General features: G+C 75.6%; 1 protein-coding gene. It reads left to right on the top strand.

What is annotated here, in order from left to right; all coding sequences use genetic code 11:
* Positions 1-241: 241 nt before the first annotated feature.
* On the top strand, positions 242-18847 hold the full coding sequence (locus AB0I06_RS00895) for a non-ribosomal peptide synthase/polyketide synthase (RefSeq protein WP_363116568.1): 18606 nt from the start codon (positions 242-244) through the stop codon (positions 18845-18847).
* Positions 18848-18856 lie beyond the last annotated feature (9 nt).

The following is an 18856-nucleotide window of genomic DNA, read 5'->3' as shown; positions in this document are numbered from 1 at the left end:
GCACCGTCCGACGACCGCGTGCCGATCCGGCACCGCCCGACGGCCGTGCGCCGAACCGGCACCGTTCCCGCCGTGCGCCGGACCGGCACCGGTCCGTCCGTGCGCGCCACCGGCACGGCCCGATCGCGCCCCGCACCCGCCCCCGTACGCAAGGACCCGCACCGCTCCGGCGTGCCCACGCGCCGCCCGAGAACGGCGCGCCGGGTCCGCGCGCCGCCCCCGCCCGAAGGACTGCACCCCGATGACGGACCCGCACGCCCAGCGCCCCGCCATGCCCGTCCCCCCACGGGCCGGCACCGTCCCCCCGGCCCCCGTATGCGACGTCTCCCGTCACGTCCCGCTCGGTGAGCTGTTCACCGGGTGGGTGACGCGCGCCCCCGACGCCCCCGCAGTCACCGACGGCCGGAGCACCTGGTCGTACGCGGAACTCGCCCGGCGGGCCGGCCGGCTCGCCGCCCATCTGGCCGCGAGCGGCGCCGGACCGGAGCGGACGGTGGCCCTGGTCCTGCCGCGCTCGATGGAACTGATCGCCGCCGAGCTGGCCGTGGCCCTCACCGGTGCCGCCTTCCTCCCCGTGGACCCCGACTACCCGGCCGAACGACGGGCGCTGATGCTCGCCGACGCCGCTCCCGCCGTCGTCCTGGACGACCTCGGCCGAATACGCGCACTGATGGAGGGCCAGGAGCCGGAGACGGACCCGGTCCCGAGCCGGGCGCTCCCCGATCACGCGGCGTACGTCATCTTCACCTCCGGCTCCACCGGCACTCCCAAGGGCGTCACCGTCACCCACCGCGGCATCGCCGGTTTCGCCACGGCGGCCGCCGAACGCTACGCCGTCGGCCCGGGCGACCGTGTGCTGCAGTTCTCCTCGCCCAGCTTCGACGCCTCCGTGCTGGAGCTGTTCATCTCCGTGCTGTCCGGCGCAACTCTGGTCGTCCCGCCCAACGGGCCCTGGCTGGGCGACGAACTCGCCGCCGTCCTGGACGAACACCGCATCAGCCACGCCCTCATACCGCCGGCCGCCCTCGCCACGCTGCCCGACCCGGCGGACATCGGAGACCTGCCGTCGCTGCGCACCCTGATCGTCGGGGCCGAGGCATGCCCGGCCACGCTCGTCGACCGGTGGGCGCCCGGCCGCCGCATGATCAACTCCTACGGGCCGACCGAAGCCACCATCGTCGCCACCTGGACCGGACCACTGACCGCCGGCACCGGGACACCCGCCATAGGCAGCCCGCTTCCCGGCACCGAGGCGCACATCCTGGACGCGGCGCTGCGCCCGGTGCCGCCCGGTACCGAGGGCGAGTTGTACGTGGGCGGCGACGGACTGGCCCGCGGCTACCTCAACCGCCCCGGTCTGACCGCGGCACGGTTCGTCGCCCACCCGTCCGGGCCGCCCGGCGCCCGCCTCTACCGCACCGGTGACCGCGTGCGCCGACGCGCCGACGGCGACCTGGAGTTCCTCGGCCGGGCCGACCGGCAGGTCAAGGTCCGCGGCTTCCGCATCGAGCCCGGCGAGATCGAAGCCGCCCTGATGCGGGACCCAGAGATCCGCGAGGCCGTCGTCGTGGTACGTGACGAGGAACCCGCCCGGGGCCGGCTCATCGGCTACGTCACCCCCGCCGACCCCGCTCGCAGGCCCGACCCGCCCCGGCTGCGGGCCGGCCTCACCGCCGCCCTGCCGGCCCACATGGTGCCCTCCGCCGTCGTCGTGCTGGACGCGCTGCCGCTCACCCCACAGCACAAGATCGACCTGCGTGCGCTGCCCGCCCCCGGCGGCGCGCCGGCCGAGCAGCATGTCGAACCGCGCACCGACGACGAACGGACCCTGGCCGCGATCTGGGCCGACGTCCTCGGCGTCGACACCGTCGGCGTCACCGACGACTTCTTCGACCTGGGCGGCGACTCGATCCTCGCGGCCCGCACCCTGACCCGCATCCGGGAGGCGTTCGGCGCCAGGCTCACCCTGCGCGACGTGTTCACCGCGCGGACCGTCGGCGCGCTCGCCCCCCTGACCGCCGATCCGGCCGCCGCCCCGCCGGAGCCGATCCCCGCCGCCCCGCGCTCGGAGCCCGTCCCGCTCTCCAGCGCCCAGCGGCGCCTGTGGTTCCTCGACGACCTCGCCGACGGCGGCACCGAGTACAACACCGGCGTAGCGCTGCGGCTGCGCGGCCCCCTCGACACACCGGCCCTGGAACGCGCCCTGCACCGGCTCGCCGCCCGCCACGACTCACTGCGCACCACCTTCGCCACCGTCGACGGACAGGGTGTCCAGCTCGTCGCCGCCGAGGCGGAGCTGCCGCTGCGCACCACCGACGTCGGCCATGTGCCGGACGACCGGCGTGAGCAGGCCGTCGAGCGCCTGCTGACCGAGGAACTCCGCCGGCCCCACGACCTGGCGACCGGGCCCCTGACCCGGGCGCTGCTCATCCGCCGGGCACCCGAGGACCACGTGCTGCTGCTGGCCCAGCACCACATCGTCACCGACGGCTGGTCGGTCGGCGTCCTGACCCGGGACCTGGCGGCGCTCTACCGCGCGGAGGCCGCCGGCGAACCCGCCGACCTGCCCCGGCCGGACGTGCAGTACCCGGACTTCGCGCTGTGGGAGGTCGAGCGGCACACGTCCGACGCCGACGCGGACGACCTCGTCTACTGGAAACGCCACCTCGCCGGCCTCCAGCAGCTCGACCTGCCCACCGACCGGCCGCGCCCCGCGGTGCGCACCACCGCGGGCGCGGCTCACCGCCAGGACATACCGCGCCATCTGGTGGACCGGCTGCGGCAGCTGGCCGCGGGCCGCGACACCACCGTCTTCACGGTGTTCGCCGCGGCGGCGGCCGTGCTGTTCGCCCGCTACTCGGGGCAGCGGGACGTCGCGTTCGGCACCGTCACCAACGGGCGGGACCGCCGCGAACTGGAGGACGTGGCGGGCTTCTTCGCCAACACCGTCGTGCTGCGCGGCGAGGTCGACGACGCCGCCACCGTGGACCGGTTCGTGCAGACCATGCGCGCGACCGTGCTGGACGCGTTCGCCCATGACCGCGTGCCCTTCGACCGGGTGGTCGAAGAACTCGCCCCGCCGAGAGACCCCAGCCGCACCCCGCTGGTGCAGGCGCTCGTGGTCCAGCAGGCGGCGCCCGCCCGGCCGCCGGCCGCAGCCGGGGTACACATCGAGGAACATCCCTTGCCCCGCCCGGCCGCCCGCTTCGACCTCGTGCTTGAGTTCGCGCCGCGCGCCGACGGCGGCCACGAGCTGACGGTCGAGTACAACACCGACCTGTTCGACACGGCGACCGTGGCCCGGATGGCCCGGCAACTGCACCACCTGCTCGAAGGCATGGCGAACGGCCCGCACCGGACGCTGGCCGAACTCCCGCTGCTGTCCGACGACGAGCGGCACGTGCTCCTGGAGTCCTGGAACCCACCCGCGTCGGGCGAGGACCGGGCAGACGGCGCCACGCTCCCGGCGCTCTTCGAGGAGCAGGTGGCCCGCACTCCCGGCCAAACCGCCGTGACCTGCGGCGAGACCCGGCTGGACTACGCCGGGCTGAACCGGCGTGCCAACCGTCTCGCCCGGCTGCTGGCGGCGCGCGGTGCGGGGCCTGAGTCCCTGGTGGCGCTGTGCCTGCCGCGCACCGCCGGCCTGCTCCCGGTGCTGTGGGCCGTACTGAAGTCGGGCGCCGGATACCTGCCCGTCGACCCGGGCTACCCGGCCGAGCGCATCCGTTTCATGCTCAGCGACGCGGCTCCCGCCCTCGTCCTCGCCACCCGGGAGACCGCGCACGCGCTGCCCGAGGACTGCGAGCCGCTGCTGCTGGAGGACGTGGCGCCCTTCGTCGCCGACACCGCAGCCGACGCCCCGACCGGTGCCGACGCCGACCTCACGGACGCCGACCGCACGGCACCCCTCCACCCGTCCCACCCCGCCTACGTCATCTACACCTCCGGCTCCACCGGCCGGCCCAAGGGCGTGGTCGTCACCCACCGCAGCGTGGCCGCGCTCGCCGCCTGGGCCGGGGACACGTTCGGTTCGCGCGGCTTCTCCCACGTCGTCGCCTCCACCTCCCTCAACTTCGACGTGTCCGTGTTCGAGTTGCTGTGCCCCCTGCTGGCCGGCGGCAGCGTCGAAGTGGTCGCCGACCTCACCGCCCTCGCCGACCTCACGGACGGCTCCCGCCCGCGCCGGGCCGGACTGCTCAGCGGCGTGCCGTCCGCGCTGTCCCGCGTCTTCGGCGGCGACGGCGCCATCGAGGCGGACACCGTCGTCCTGGCCGGCGAGGCCCTGCCCGCCCGGACCGTCCGGGACATCAAGGACGCCATGCCCGCGGCCGAGGTGGCGAACATCTACGGCCCCACCGAGGCCACCGTCTACGCCACCGCCTGGTTCGCCGACGGCACCCTCCCCGACCAGGCCCCTCCCATCGGCCGTCCCGTCGCCCGCACCCGCGCCTATGTGCTGGACCGGCTGCTGCGCCCCCAGCCGCCGGGCGTCATCGGCGAGCTGTACCTCGGCGGCGGCGGACTCGCACGCGGTTACCTGCGCCGGCCCGGGCTGACCGCCGCCCGCTTCGTCGCCGACCCGTTCGGCGCACCCGGGGATCGCATGTACCGCACGGGCGACCTGGTGCGCTGGAGCGCCGACGGCCGGCTCGAGTACCTCGGCCGGGTCGACCAGCAGGTCAAGGTGCGCGGCTTCCGCATCGAACTGGGCGAGGTCGAGGAGGCCCTGCGCGGCTGCGCGGGCGTCACCGAGGCCGCCGCCACCGTCCGCGACGCCGACGGCCACCGCCGCCTGGCCGGATACGTGGTCGCCGCCCCCGGCGCCCGGGTGGAGCCGGAGGCCGTACGCCGCGAACTCGGGCGCACCCTGCCCGACTACATGGTCCCCTCGGCCATCCTGGTGCTGCCCGCCCTGCCGCTCAACCCCAACGGCAAGCTGGACCGCGGCCGGCTCCCCGATCCGGCACCGGCCGAACCCGCCGCACGCCACGTCGCGCCCCGCACCCCCACCGAACGAACCCTCGCCGCCATCTGGGCCGCCGTCCTGCACGTGGAGCGGGTCGGAGCGGACGACAACTTCTTCGCGCTGGGCGGCGACTCCATCCTCAGCATCCAGGTCGTGGCCCAGGCCAGGCAGGCGGGTCTGACGATCACCTCGCGGGACGTCTACCAGCACCAGACGGTCGCCGCCCTGGCCCGCCGCGCCGACGAGACGGGCACCTCCCGGACCGCCGCCCCGTCCGCCCCCTTCGACGCCACCGGCGCCGCGCCGCTGACACCCATCCAGCACTGGCTCTTCGACAGCGCCGGCGAGCGGGCCGGACACTTCGCCCAGACGCTGTCGCTGGAACTGCCCGCCGATGTCGAGGAAAGCGCGCTCCAGGCCGCCCTCGACGACGTGGTCGCCCACCACGACGCACTGCGCTCCCGCTTCCTCGCCGAGGGCACGGGCGTACGGTGGCTGATCGACGGCCCGGCCTCGCGCTGCCGCCTCACCCGCCACACCGGCCCGGACACCGACGCCCCGCACCTCGGCCCGTACGACCTGGACCACGGCCCGCTGCTGCGCGCCGTCCTGCACGACCGGGGCGACGGACGGCCGCCCGTGCTGCACCTGTCCGTCCACCACCTCGTCGTGGACGGCGTCTCCTGGCGCCTGCTCCTGGAAGACCTCGAACACGCCTACCGGGCCCGCCGCGAGGGCCGGGACGGCGCGGCCGCGCTGCCCCGCAAGTCCTCCCCGCTGCGCCAGTGGGCCGAGCGCCTGGCCGCGCACACCGCCGCCGGCGGTTTCGACGACGAGCGGGCGTACTGGATCCGCGAGACCGAAGGCGCCGGGGCGGCCCTGCCCGCGGACCGGGAGGGCACCAACACCTACGCCTCCCAGCGCTCGGTGACGGTGCGACTCGGCCCCGAGGACACCGAAGCGCTGCTGCGGACGCTCCCCGAGACGTACCGCACCCAGGCCAACGACGTCCTGCTCGCCGCGCTCGGGCGGGTGCTGTGCGGCTGGAGCGGGCACGAACGGGTCCTGGTCGACGTCGAAGGACACGGCCGCGAGGAGCTCTTCGCCGACCTCGACACCAGCCGCACCGTCGGCTGGTTCACCACCCGCCACCCCGTCGCCCTGGCCGTCCCGCCCGAGGCCGGCTGGGACAGCGTGCTCAAGCAGGTCAAGGAACACCTGCGCGCCGTGCCCCGGCACGGCATCGGCCACGGCGCCCTTGCCCTGCCGGGCCGCGACGGCGCACCCCTCGCGGCGACCGGCGCGCAGATCAGCTTCAACTACCTCGGCCGGTTCGGCCTGTCCGAGACCTCTGCCGAGGGCCTGTTCCGCGGACTGGCCCGTCCGCTGGAGCTGGACGCCGACCCCGCCTCGACGCGCCCGCACCCCCTGGAGGTGGTGGGGCGGCTCGACGGCGACAGCCTGGAGTTCACCTGGTTCTACTCCGACCGGCTGCACCGCCCGGAGACCGTCGCGGACCTCGCGGAACGCTACGCCGACGCGCTGGCCGGTCTCGCCCGGTACGCGGTCCGTCCCGGCGCCGCCGGACGCACCCCCTCGGACTTCCCGCTGGCACGGCTCGACCAGGACCACGTCGACCGGATCGCGGGGGAGGACCCGGCGGGCCTGGAGGACGTCCACCCGCTCACGCCCACCCAGGCCGGCATGCTCTTCCACCGGCTCTCCCAGGCCGACCGCGGCGTGTATTTCCAGCAGTTGACGTTCGTCCTGGACGGCGTACCCGACCCGGCGGTGCTGGCCGGCGCCTGGCAGCGGATCACCGACCGCACCCCGGTGCTGCGCGCACGGGTGGTGTGGGAGGACGTGCCCGAGCCGCTGCTCGTGGTGCAGCGCCGGGCCGCCGTACCGGTGGAGTTCGCCGACTGGCGCGGCCTGACCGCCGCCGAGCAGGACGAGCGACTGCGCGACCTGCTCGACCGGGACCGCGCCCGGGGCGTCGACCTGACCCGCGCACCGCTCCAGCGCCTGGTGCTGGCCCGGGTCTCCGACGGCGCGGTGCGCGTCGTGTGGTCCTTCGACCACCTGATCCTGGACGGCTGGAGCCTGTTCCAGGTGCTGTCCGACGTGTTCGCCTGCCACGCGGGCCTGTCCGGCACCGCACCGATGACGCTGCCCGAGCGCCGCCCGTTCCGCGACTACGTCGCCTGGCTGCGGGAGCACACCGACGGCGCCGACGCCGAACGGCACTGGCGGACCCGTCTGGACGGCCTGAGCGAGACCACCGCGCTTCCCTTCGACCGCGAGCCCCGCGAGAGCCACCGCGCGGAGTCGACGGCGGCCGTGCGCGTCACCCTGCCCGAGGCCACCACGAAGGCGCTGCAGGACCTGGCCAGGACGGCGGGCCTCACGATGAACACCCTCGTCCAGGGCGCCTGGGCGGTGCTGCTGAGCCGTCAGGCGGGCCGCGACGAGGCGGTTTTCGGCACCACCGTCTCCGGACGGCCCGACGAACTGCCCGGGGCCGACGCCATCACCGGCCTGTTCATCGCGACCCTGCCCACCCGGGTGCGGGTGCCGCGCGACGAGCCGCTGCTCACCTGGCTGGCCCGGCTCCAGCAGGAGCAGAGCGAGGACCGGCGCCACGACCACGTGCCGCTGCACCGGATGACGGCGTACACCGACCTGCCCGAGCGGGCCGCCCTGTTCGACAGCATCGTCGTGTTCGAGAACTACCCGGTCGACGACGACCTCGCCGCCGCGCACGGACTGCGGCTGACCGGCCTGGACGGCGTCGAGACCACCAACTACCCGCTCAGCCTGGTCGCCTACCCCGGCACGGAACTCGCCCTGCGCCTCGGCTACGACCCGGACCTCTTCGACGCCGCCACCGTCGAGCGGATGGCCGAGTACCTCACCGTCCTGCTGGAGGGCTTCGCCACCACCCCGCGGTCCGTCCCCGCCCGTCTGTCCCTGCTGACGGCCGCCCGCCGCGAGCAGGTGCTGCACACCTGGAACGACACGGCCACCGACGCGCCCGTCACGACCACCGCGGACCTCTTCGCCGCCCAGGTGGAACGCACCCCGGACGCCGTCGCCCTGCTGGCCGGCGACGAGCGGCTGACCTACCGCGACCTCGACGCCCGGGCGCGTGCCCTGGCCGGCCGGCTGGCCGCGCTCGGGGTGCGCCCGGAGGTCGCCGTCGGCGTGCTCATGGACCGCTCCACCGCCCTCGTCGTCGCCCAGCTCGCCCTCGCCCGCCTCGGCGGCGTCTACGTCCCGCTCGACGGCCGGGCCCCCGGGGACCGGCTGCGCACCATGCTCGCAGAGGCCGGCGCCGAGCTGCTGCTCACGGACGCCGAGTGGCACGGGACGGCCGCGGACCTGCTCCCCGAGGGACACGTCCTGCGCGCGGACCTCGACACCGACGGGCCCACCGCGGACCTCGCCACCGTGCCGCGCGTGCACCCGGACAACGTCCAGTACCTCATGTTCACCTCCGGCTCCACCGGCAACCCCAAGGGCGTGGCCGCACGGCAGCGGGACGTCGCCGCGCTCGCCCTCGACCGTGCCTTCACGAGCCACGACCGCGTCCTGGTGCACTCCCCGCACGCCTTCGACGCGTCCACCTACGAGCTGTGGGTTCCCTTGCTGCGCGGCGGCACGGCCGTCCTCGCCCCGCCGGGAGAGCTGGACGCCGCCGCCGTACGCCACGCGATCACCGAACAGGGCGTCGGCTGCGTGTTCCTGACCATCGGCCTGTTCCGGCTGTTCGCCCAGGAGGACCCCGCCTGCCTGCGCGGCGCCCGCGAGGTGTGGACGGGCGGCGAGGCCGTGCCCGGCGCCGCCGTACGGCGCGTGCTGGACGCCTGCCCCGACCTCACCGTCGTCGACGTGTACGGCCCCACCGAGACCACCACCTTCGCCACCCGCCGGCCCTTCCGCGCCGGTGACACCCTGCCCGCGGCGCTCCCCATCGGCCGCCCCCTCGACGACACCCGCGCCTACGTCCTGGACGGCGCCCTCCAGCCGCAGCCACCGGGCGTGCCGGGGGAGTTGTACCTCGCGGGCGCCGGCCTGGCCCGAGGCTACATCGGCCGTCCCGGCGCCACCGCGGCCCGCTACCTGGCCGACCCCTACGGACCGCCCGGCGGGCGGATGTACCGCACCGGCGACATCGTGCGCTGGAGCGCCGACGGCGACCTGCACTTCGTGGGACGCGCCGACGACCAGATCAAGATCCGCGGCTTCCGCGTCGAGCCCGCCGAGATCGAGGCCCGGCTCACCGCCCACCCGGCGATCGCCGAGGCGGTCGTGTCGGTGTCCCGGCACGAGGGACGCAAACGCCTGGTCGCGCACCTGGTGCCGGCCCCGGGCGCCGCCGTGCCGCAAGCGGCCGAGCTGCGCGCCCACGTGGCCGCCGAGCTGCCCGACTACATGGTCCCGGCCGCGTTCGTCCCCCTGGCCGAGCTGCCCCTGACCGCGAACGGCAAGGTCGACCGGCGCCGACTGCCCGAACCCGAGTGGTCCGCGGCGGCCGACGCCGCCTACCGCGCGCCGCGCACCGAGGCCGAACGGGTGCTCGCCGGCATCTGGGCCGAGCTGCTGGGTGTGGAACGCGTGGGCCTCGACGACCACTTCTTCATGATGGGCGGCGACTCGATCGTCAGCATCCAGGTCGTCTCCCGGGCCCGCACCGCCGGGCTCGCGCTGACCCCGAGGGACCTGTTCCGCCACCCCACGCTCGCCGCCCTGGCCGCCGCCTCGACCGGCGCCCGCGCGGCCGTCGCGGACACCGGCCCGGTGTCCGGGGAGGTCGCGCTCACCCCGATCCAGCACTGGTTCCTGGACGCCGAGCCGCCGCGCCCCGAGTACTTCAACCAGTCGGTGGTCGTCGAGACCGGCGAGGACGTCGACCCCCGTGCGCTGCGCGCCGCCCTGGCCGCGCTGTGGACCCACCACGACGCCCTGCGCGCCCGCTTCACCCGCGCGGCGGACGGCACCTGGCGCCAGGAGTACACCGTCGCGGACACCGACGTGCCGGAGCTGCTGCGGGTGCACGACCTGAGCGATCACGACGCGCAGGCCGCGTCGGAGACCGAAGCCCGCCTCTCCCACGAGGCGCACACCGGCTTCCGCCTGGACACCGGACCGCTGATCGCCGCGCGCCTGTTCACCGGCGCCGGCCGGACCCCGCGTCTGCTGCTGACGGCCCATCACCTGATCGTCGACGGCGTCTCCTGGCGCGTCCTGCTGGAGGACCTGGAGACCGCCTACCGGCAGGCCCGCGCCGGGGAGCCGGTCCGGCTGCCGGAGCGCACCACGTCCGTGCGGGAATGGGTGCGGCGGCTCACCAGCCGCACCGGCGAGGCGGACCTCGCCGCGCAGCGCGCCCACTGGGCGGACGTCGCCCGGCAGTGCGCCGAACCGCTGCCGGAGGACCTGGACGGCGGCAACACCGTCGCCGACCTGCGCGCCGTGACCGTACGCCTCGACCGGCAGCGCACCGAGGACCTCCTGCGCAAGGTCCCCGGCGTGTACCGCACCCGCGTCGACGACGTCCTGCTGACCGCCCTCGGCCGCGTCCTGGCCGACTGGACGGGCCGCCGCACCGTCGCCGTGGGCCTGGAGGGGCACGGCCGCGAGGACCAGCACTTCGACGACCTCGACCTGTCCCGCACGGTCGGCTGGTTCACCAGCCTCTACCCCGTCGCCCTCGACCTGCCCGAGGGCGACTGGGGCGCCGCGCTGAAGGCCGTGAAGGAACAACTGCGGGCCGTGCCCGACCGGGGCATCGGCTACGGCGCGCTGCGTCACCTCGCGGGCGACGAACGGCTCGCCGCCGCGCCGCTGCCCGGCATCAGCTTCAACTACCTGGGCCGGTTCGACTGGTCCGCCGCCGACGCCGAGCTGGTCCGGGCCGTGCCCGGCGGCCTGGACGGCGCCGAGGACCCCGCGGCGCCCCGCCCGCACCTGCTGGACGTGGTGGCCCGCGTCGAGGACGACGAGCTGGAGGTCACCTGGCACTACAGCGGCGGCCGCCACCGCGAGGAGACCGTCGCCTCCCTCGCCGAGGGCATGCTGCGCTCGCTGGAGGAGATCGTCGCGCACTGCGCCGCTCCGCAGGCCGGCGGCCGCACCCCCTCGGACTTCCCGCTGGCCCGGCTCGACCAGGCGGCCGTGGACCGGGTCGTGGGCGACGGCCGCGGCGTCGAGGACGTGTACCCGCTGACCCCGATGCAGGCGGGCATGCTGTTCCACAGCCTCCTCGACCCCCAGGGCCGCACCTACGTCAACCAGGTGCAGGTCGTCCTGCACGGCGTCACCGACCCGCACGCACTCGCCGCGGCGTGGCAGGACACGGCGGACGCCAACGCGATCCTGCGCACCCGCCTGGTGTGGCAGGAGACCGCCGAACCCCTCCAGGTGGTCGAGCGGCGGGCCGTCGTGCCGGTCACCCACCACGACTGGACCGACCGGACCGCCGAGCGGTGCGCGCACGAGACCGAAGCGCTGCTCGACGCCGACCGCGAGGCCGGCATCGACCTCGGCGCGGCCCCGCTGATGCGGCTCGCGCTGATCCGGCTGGCACCGGACCGGGTGCGCATGGTGTGGACGTTCCACCACGTGCTGCTCGACGGCTGGAGCGCGGCCCAGGTCTTCGACGAGGTGTGCGAGCGGTACGCGGCCCGTACCGCCGGCCGCCGCCCGCAGGTGCCCGACCGGGCCCCCTTCGCCCGCTACCTGGATTGGCTGACCGCCCAGGACACCGCCCGGGCCGAACAGCACTGGCGCGAGACCCTCGCCGGATTCGCCGTGCCCACCGAACTGCCCCGCGACCGGCGCCCCGCCGACGCCCACCGCGCGTCCTCGTCGGGCACGGTGCGGGTGACTCTCGGCACGGAGGTGTCGGCACGGCTGAGGGACACCGCGCAGCGGGCCGGGCTGACCGTCAACACGGTGCTCCAGGGCGCCTGGGGCCTGCTGCTGCACCACTACGGCGGCGGTGACGACGTCGTCTTCGGCACGACCGTGTCCGGCCGCCCGGCCGAACTGCCCGGCGTGACCTCCATGGTGGGCCTGTTCATCAACACCCTGCCCACCCGGCTGCGCATCGACCGGGACCGCCCCCTGCTGGAGTGGCTGCGCGAGGTGCAGGCCGCCCAGTCGGAGTCCCGGCGCCATGACTTCGTGTCCCTCGCCCAGTTGCAGTCGTGGAGCGAAGTGCCCGGAGGCACCGGTCTGTTCGACAGCATCGTCGTCTTCGAGAACTACCCGTTCGACGCGGGCGCCCTGGCCCGGCACGGACTCGCCGTCGAGCAGGAACGCGACGTCGAGCCGACCAGCTACGCGCTCAGCGTGGTCGTCGCCCCCGGCGACGACGTCACCGTGAGCCTCGACTACGACCCGGCCGCCTTCGACGCGGCCACCGTCGAGGGGATCGGCGCGAGCCTGCGCACCCTCCTGACGCAGCTCGCCGCAGACGCCGACCGCCCCCTCGCCGACCTCACCCCGCTCTCGGCCGCCGACGGGCGCCGCCTGCTGGACCGACTCGCCGGACCGGGCGCACAGCTCCCGCGGCACACCCTCCCGGACGCCTTCGCGGCCCAGGCCGCCCGCACCCCCGACGCGCCCGCCGTCAGCTCCGGCGCCGAGCACCTCACCTACCGGCAACTCGACGAACGCGCCAACCGGCTCGCCCGCCTGCTGATCGACGCCGGAGCCGGGCCGGAGCGGTTCGTCGCCCTGGCCCTGCCCCGCACCGCCGACCTGATCGTGGCGCTCCTGGCGGTCCTCAAGAGCGGCGCCGCCTACCTGCCCGTCGACCCCGGCTACCCGGCCGAGCGCATCGCGTTCCTCTTCGAGGACGTACGCCCCGACGCGGTCATCACCTGCGCGGAGACCTCCGCGCGGCTCCCGGAGGGCACATACACGCGGATCGCCCTGGACGACCCGGCCTGCGCCGCCCGGATCGCCGCCGCGTCCGCCGCACCCGTCGGCGACGACGAGCGGCGCGCCCGGCTGCTGCCGGACCACCCGGCCTACGTCATCCACACCTCCGGCTCCACCGGCCGGCCCAAGGGCGTCGTCGTCCCGCACGCCTCGGTGGTGGCGCTGACCGACTGGGCCGCCGCCGAGTTCACCGGCCGCGGACTCGCCCACGTCGTGGCGTCCACCTCGCTCAACTTCGACGTGTCGGTGTTCGAGATCTTCTCGCCGCTGCTGGCGGGCGGCCGGGTGGAGGTCGTCCGCGACCTGCTGGCCCTCGCCGAGCGGTCCGGGCCGTGGCGGGCGGGGCTGCTCAGCGCCGTGCCCTCCGCCCTCGGCCGGCTGCTGGCCGAGGACACCGTGCACGTCGGCGCCGACACCGTCGTCCTGGCCGGGGAGGCCCTGCCCGCCCGCGCCGTCCAGCAGGTGCGCGAGGCGATCCCCGGCTGCCGCGTGATGAACATCTACGGCCCCACCGAGGCCACCGTCTACGCCACCGCCTTCACCTGCGACCCGGCCGACCCCGACCGCGTCCCGCCCATCGGCCGGCCCGTCGGCGGCGCCCGCGCCTACGTCCTCGACGCCCGCACGCGCCCCGTGCCCGTCGGGGCGCCCGGGGAGTTGTACCTCTCCGGGACCGGGGTGGCCCGCGGCTACCTGAACCGGCCCGGCCTGACCGCCGGCCGCTTCCTCGCCGACCCCTTCGGCCCGCCCGGCAGCCGCATGTACCGCACCGGCGACCTGGTCCGCTGGACCGCCGACGGCGACCTGCTGTACCTGGGCCGCACCGACGACCAGGTCAAGGTGCGCGGCTTCCGCATCGAACTCGGCGAGCTGGAGGCCGCGCTGGCCCGGCACCCGCAGGTCGCCGCGGCCGCCGCCCGCGTGGTCGAACACGACGGCCACAAACGCCTCGTCGGCTACGCCGTGCCGCGCGCCGGCGACCTCCCGGCGCCGGCCGAGCTGCGGGCGTTCCTCGCCCGCACCCTTCCCGACCACCTGGTCCCGGCGGCCGTGATGCCCCTGGAGCGGCTGCCGCTGGGCGCCACCGGCAAGCTGGACCGGCGCGCCCTGCCGCAACCGGTGTGGTCCGCGGCTCCCACCACGCAGGACACCCGGCCGCCGCGCACCGCCACCGAGCAGACCCTCGCCGCGATCTGGGCACAGGTGCTGGGGGTGCCCGAAGTGGGCGCGACCGACAACTACTTCGCGCTCGGCGGCGACTCCATCCTCGGCATCCAGATCGTCTCCGCGGCCCGCCGGGCCGGACTGACCCTGACACCTCGTCACCTCTTCGCCCACCAGACGATCGCCGAACTCGCCGCCGCGGTCGACGCCTCACCGGGCGGCCCGGCCACCGCCACGGCCGACCAGGGCCCGGTCATCGGGGACGTCCCCCTCACACCCGTACAGCACTGGCTGTTCGACACCCTCATCGGCGACCCGGCCCACTTCACCCAGGCGGTCTCCTACGAGGTGGCGCCCGACACCGACGAGACCCTGCTGCGCGCCGCCCTAGCGGCGGTGCTGGAGCAGCACGACGCGCTGCGCACGCGGTACGAGCACACGGGCGACGGCCGGTGGCGGCAGTTGGGCACCCCGCCCGGCGCCGCACCGCACCTGGAGGTGCACCGCGCCCCGGAGGAACCGGCCGCCGTGGCCGCCGCTCTCGGCTCAGGGTTCGACCTGACCGGCGGGCCGCTGCTGAAGGCCGCCCTGTGCCACCGGGACGGCGACCTGCCGCCGGTCCTGCTGCTGGCCGCCCACCACCTGGTCGTCGACGCGGTGTCCTGGCGGGTGATCCTCGAAGACCTCGACACCGCCTACCGGGCACTGCTCGCCGGGGGAACCCCCGACCTGGGCGCGAAGACGACCTCCTTCCGCGACTGGGCCCGGCGCCTGGCAGCGCACACCGCCGACGGCGGCTTCGACGACGAGGCCGCCCACTGGAGCGCCCTTCACCCGACCGGCCTGCCGACCGACCTCCCCGGCGGCAACACCGCCGCCGACGAGGAGACCGTGACGGTGAGCCTCGGCGCCGAGGAGACCGAGCGTCTGCTGAAGGAGGTGCCCGACGCCTACCGCACACGCGTCAACGACGTACTGCTGTGCGCGCTCGGCCGCGTCCTCGCCCGCTGGACGGGACGGGACCGGGTGGTGGTCGCGCTGGAGGGGCACGGCCGCGAGGACCTCTTCGACGGCGTCGACCTGTCCCGCACCGTCGGCTGGTTCACCACCATGTTCCCCGTCGGCCTCGACGTGCCCCGCGACGCCGGCCTCGGCACCGCGCTGAAGACCGTCAAGGAGAACCTGCGGGCCGTACCGCGCGGGGGAGTGGGCTACGGCGCGCTGCGGCACCTGCACCCCGAGGGACCCGAACTGCCCGACCTGCCGCAGGTGGGCTTCAACTACCTCGGGCAGCAGGACCTCGGCGCCACCGGAGACGGTCTGCTGCGGGCACCCCACGAGGGCCTGACCGGCGGCATGGACCGCTCGGCGGACCGGCCCCACCTCATCGACGTGCTCGGCCGGGTCACCGACAAGCGGCTGGAGTTCACCTGGTCGTACTCCCGCGCGGTGCACCGGCAGGACACCGTCGCCCGCCTCGCCGAGGAGACGGCCGAGGAACTGCGCCGGATCGTCCGGCACTGCGCCGGGCCCGGCGCGGGCGGCCGCACGCCGTCCGACTTCCCGCTGGCCGCCCTGGAGCAATCCGCAGTCGACCGGCTCGTCGGCGACGGCCGGGACGTGACGGACGTCTACCCGCTGACCCCCACCCAGACCGGCATGGTCGTGCACGGAATGGACGAGCCCGGTGAGGGCCTGTACGTCGAGCAGATCACCTTCGTCGCCGACGGCGTACGCGACCCCGCGCTGCTGGCGGACGCCTGGCAGCACGTCGTGGACGCCACGCCCGTGCTGCGCACCGCCGTCGCCCTGACCGGGGTCCCGACGCCGCTGCAGACCGTGCACCGCCGCGTCCCGCTGCCCGTCAGCCGGCTCGACTGGAGCGACCTCGACCCGGCGCGGCAGGCAAGCGAACTGCGCAGGCTGCTCAACGAGGACAAGGCCCGCGGCATCGACCTGCACCGCCCCCCGCTGCTGCGCGTCACCCTGATCCGCCTCGGCGCGGACGAGGTGCGCGTGGTGTGGACCTTCCACCACGTCCTGCTGGACGGCTGGAGCGTCTTCCACGTGCTGTCGGACGTCCTTCAGGCGCACGCCGCGCTCGCCGCCGGGACCGAGCCGCGGCTGCCTCAGCGGCGGCCCTTCGCCGACTACGCCGCCTGGCTGGCCGGCCGCGACACCGCCGCCGCCGAGGAGCACTGGAAGGCCGCCCTCGCCGGATACGCCGCGCCGACCCCGCTGCCGTACGACCGCAGGCCCGCCCCGGGCGCCGCCGCCCGGTCGGGCACCTGGCTGTCGCAGCGGCTCGACGCGGACGGCACCGCCCGGCTGACCGACTTCGCGCGCCGCCACCGGCTCACCCTCAACACCCTGGCCCAAGGTGCCTGGGCGCTGCTGCTGGCGCGCGCCGGGGGCGGCCGGGAGGTGTGCTTCGGCACCACGGTCTCCGGACGGCCCGCCGACCTGGCCGGCGCGGACACCATCACCGGCCTGTTCATCACCACCCTGCCCGCGCGGGTCACGGTGGACGAGTCCACGCCGTGCACCGCCTGGCTGCGGGAGCTGCAGGCCGCCCGCGCCGAGGACCGGCGCTTCGACCACGTGCCGCTGACGGACCTGCACCAGTGGAGCGAACTGCCGCCGGGCACGCCCTTGTTCGACAGCCTGCTGGTGTTCGAGAACTACCCGGTCGGTGACGCCACCGCCGGTGCGCACGGTGTGCGCGTGCACGGCCTCGACGCCCGCGAGGCGACCAACTACCCGCTGACCGTCGTGATCTCGCCCGGCGACGAGCTGACCGTGGAACTCGGCTACGACCCCCGGTACTTCGACGAGACCACCGCCGAGGCCCTGGCCGCCCGGCTGGTGCACGGCCTGACCGCCCTGGCCGCGTCCGGTGACGAGGCGCCGCTGCACGCGGTGGACGTGCTGCCGCCCGCCGAGCGCCACCGGCTGCTGCACGGCCCCGCCCGCCCGCACCTCCCGCTTCCGCCCCCGGCGACGCTGCCCACGCTGATCGAGGCCGCCGTCGACCGGTGGCCCGATCAACCGGCCCTCGAAGCCGGGGAGTCGACGCTCACCTTCGCCGAGGCGGAGGCCCGCGCCAACCTGCTGGCCCACCGGCTCATCGCGCGCGGTGCGGGGCCCGGCGACCTCGTCGCGCTGGTCCTGCCGCGCTCGGCGGACATGGTCCTCGCCCAGCTCGCCGTGGCCAAGGCGGGCGCCGCGTTCCTCCCGGTGGACCCCGGTTACCCGGCCGAGCGGGTCGAGCTGATGCTGCGTGACGCGCGGCCCGCCGTCACCCTGACCGCCGAGGAGGTCGCCGGCCTGCTCGCGGCACCGCCCGACGGCACGCCCGGCCACCGGCCCGCCGACACCGACCGCGTGCGCCCGCTGCACCTGGACGACCCGGCGTACGTCATCTACACCTCCGGCTCCACCGGCACCCCCAAGGGCGTCGTCGTCACCCACCGGGGACTGGCCGCGTTCGCCGCCGCCGAGGCCGCGCACTACCAGGTGGGTGCCGGGGGCCGCGTGCTGGCCTTCGCCACGCCCAGTTTCGACGCCTCCGTGCTGGAGCTGTGCATGTCCCTGCCGCAGGGCGCGGCCCTCGTCGTACCACCGCCCGGGCCGCTGCTCGGCGCCGACCTGGCCGGCGTCCTGCGCGACGCGCGCATCACGCACACCCTGCTGCCGCCCGCCGCGCTCGCCACCCTCCCGCCGGACACCCCCGGCACCCTGCCCCACCTGCACACCCTGATCGTCGGCGCGGACGCCTGCCGGGCCGAGCTGGTCACCCGGTGGGCACCGCACCACCGCATGGTCAACTCCTACGGCCCCACCGAGGCCACCGTCGTCGCCACCTGGTCCGACCCGCTGGAACCCGACGGCGAGGCACCGCCCATCGGCCGCGCCCTGCCCGCCACCGCCGCCTACGTCCTCGACGCGCGCCTGCGTCCCGTCCCGGACGGTGTCCCCGGCGAACTGTGGCTCGCCGGACCGGCCCTGGCCCGCGGCTACCTGGGCCGCCCCGGCATGACGGCGACCCGCTTCACCGCCGACCCGTTCGGGCCGCCCGGCACGCGCATGTACCGCACCGGCGACCTGGTCCGCCGCGACGCCCGCGGCGAACTGCGCTACCTGGGCCGCACCGACCACCAGCTCAAACTGCGCGGCCACCGCATCGAGGCCGGTGAGGTGGAGGCCACCCTGGTGCGCCACCCGGCGGTACTGGACGCCGTGGTGAGCGTGCGCGAGGACGAACCGGGACTGCCGCGCCTGGTGGCCCACGTGCTCGCCGCCCCAGGCGCCGAACCGCCCACCGGCGCCGATCTGCGGGCCCTCGCCGCCCGCACCCTGCCCGGGCCGATGGTGCCCTCGGCGTTCGTGGTCATGGACCGCTTCCCGCTCACGGAGAACGGCAAGACCGACCGGGCCGCGCTGCCCGCCCCCGTCCCGGAGACCCGGGAGCCCGACGCGGGGTACGTAGCGCCGCGCACGCCCACCGAGGAGGCCGTCGCCGCCCTGTGGGAGGAGGCGCTGGAGACCACCGTGGGCGCCGAGGACGACTTCTTCGCCCTGGGCGGCGACTCCCTGCGCGCCCTGCTCATCGCCTCCCGCGCCAACGACACCTTCGGCGTGACCCTCACGCCCCGCGACGTCCTGGTGGGCCGCACCGTCGCCGCCCTGGCGGACCTGGTGGAGGAACAGGTGCTGAGCGAACTCGAAGACGCCGCACGCGGCGACAGCGACCACGATGAACGGTGAGGACCGGAC

It is taken from the genome of Streptomyces sp. NPDC050674, from assembly GCF_040654575.1.
Lineage (GTDB): Bacteria > Actinomycetota > Actinomycetes > Streptomycetales > Streptomycetaceae > Streptomyces.
Note: the sequence above shows the minus strand (reverse complement) of the source record. Positions and strands in the feature narration are given on the sequence as shown.

Excerpts from the sequence above, each read along its gene's own strand:
- AB0I06_RS00895 (WP_363116568.1), top strand. The coding sequence starts at position 242 with ATGACGGACCCGCACGCCCAGCGCCCCGCCATGCCCGTCCCCCCACGG.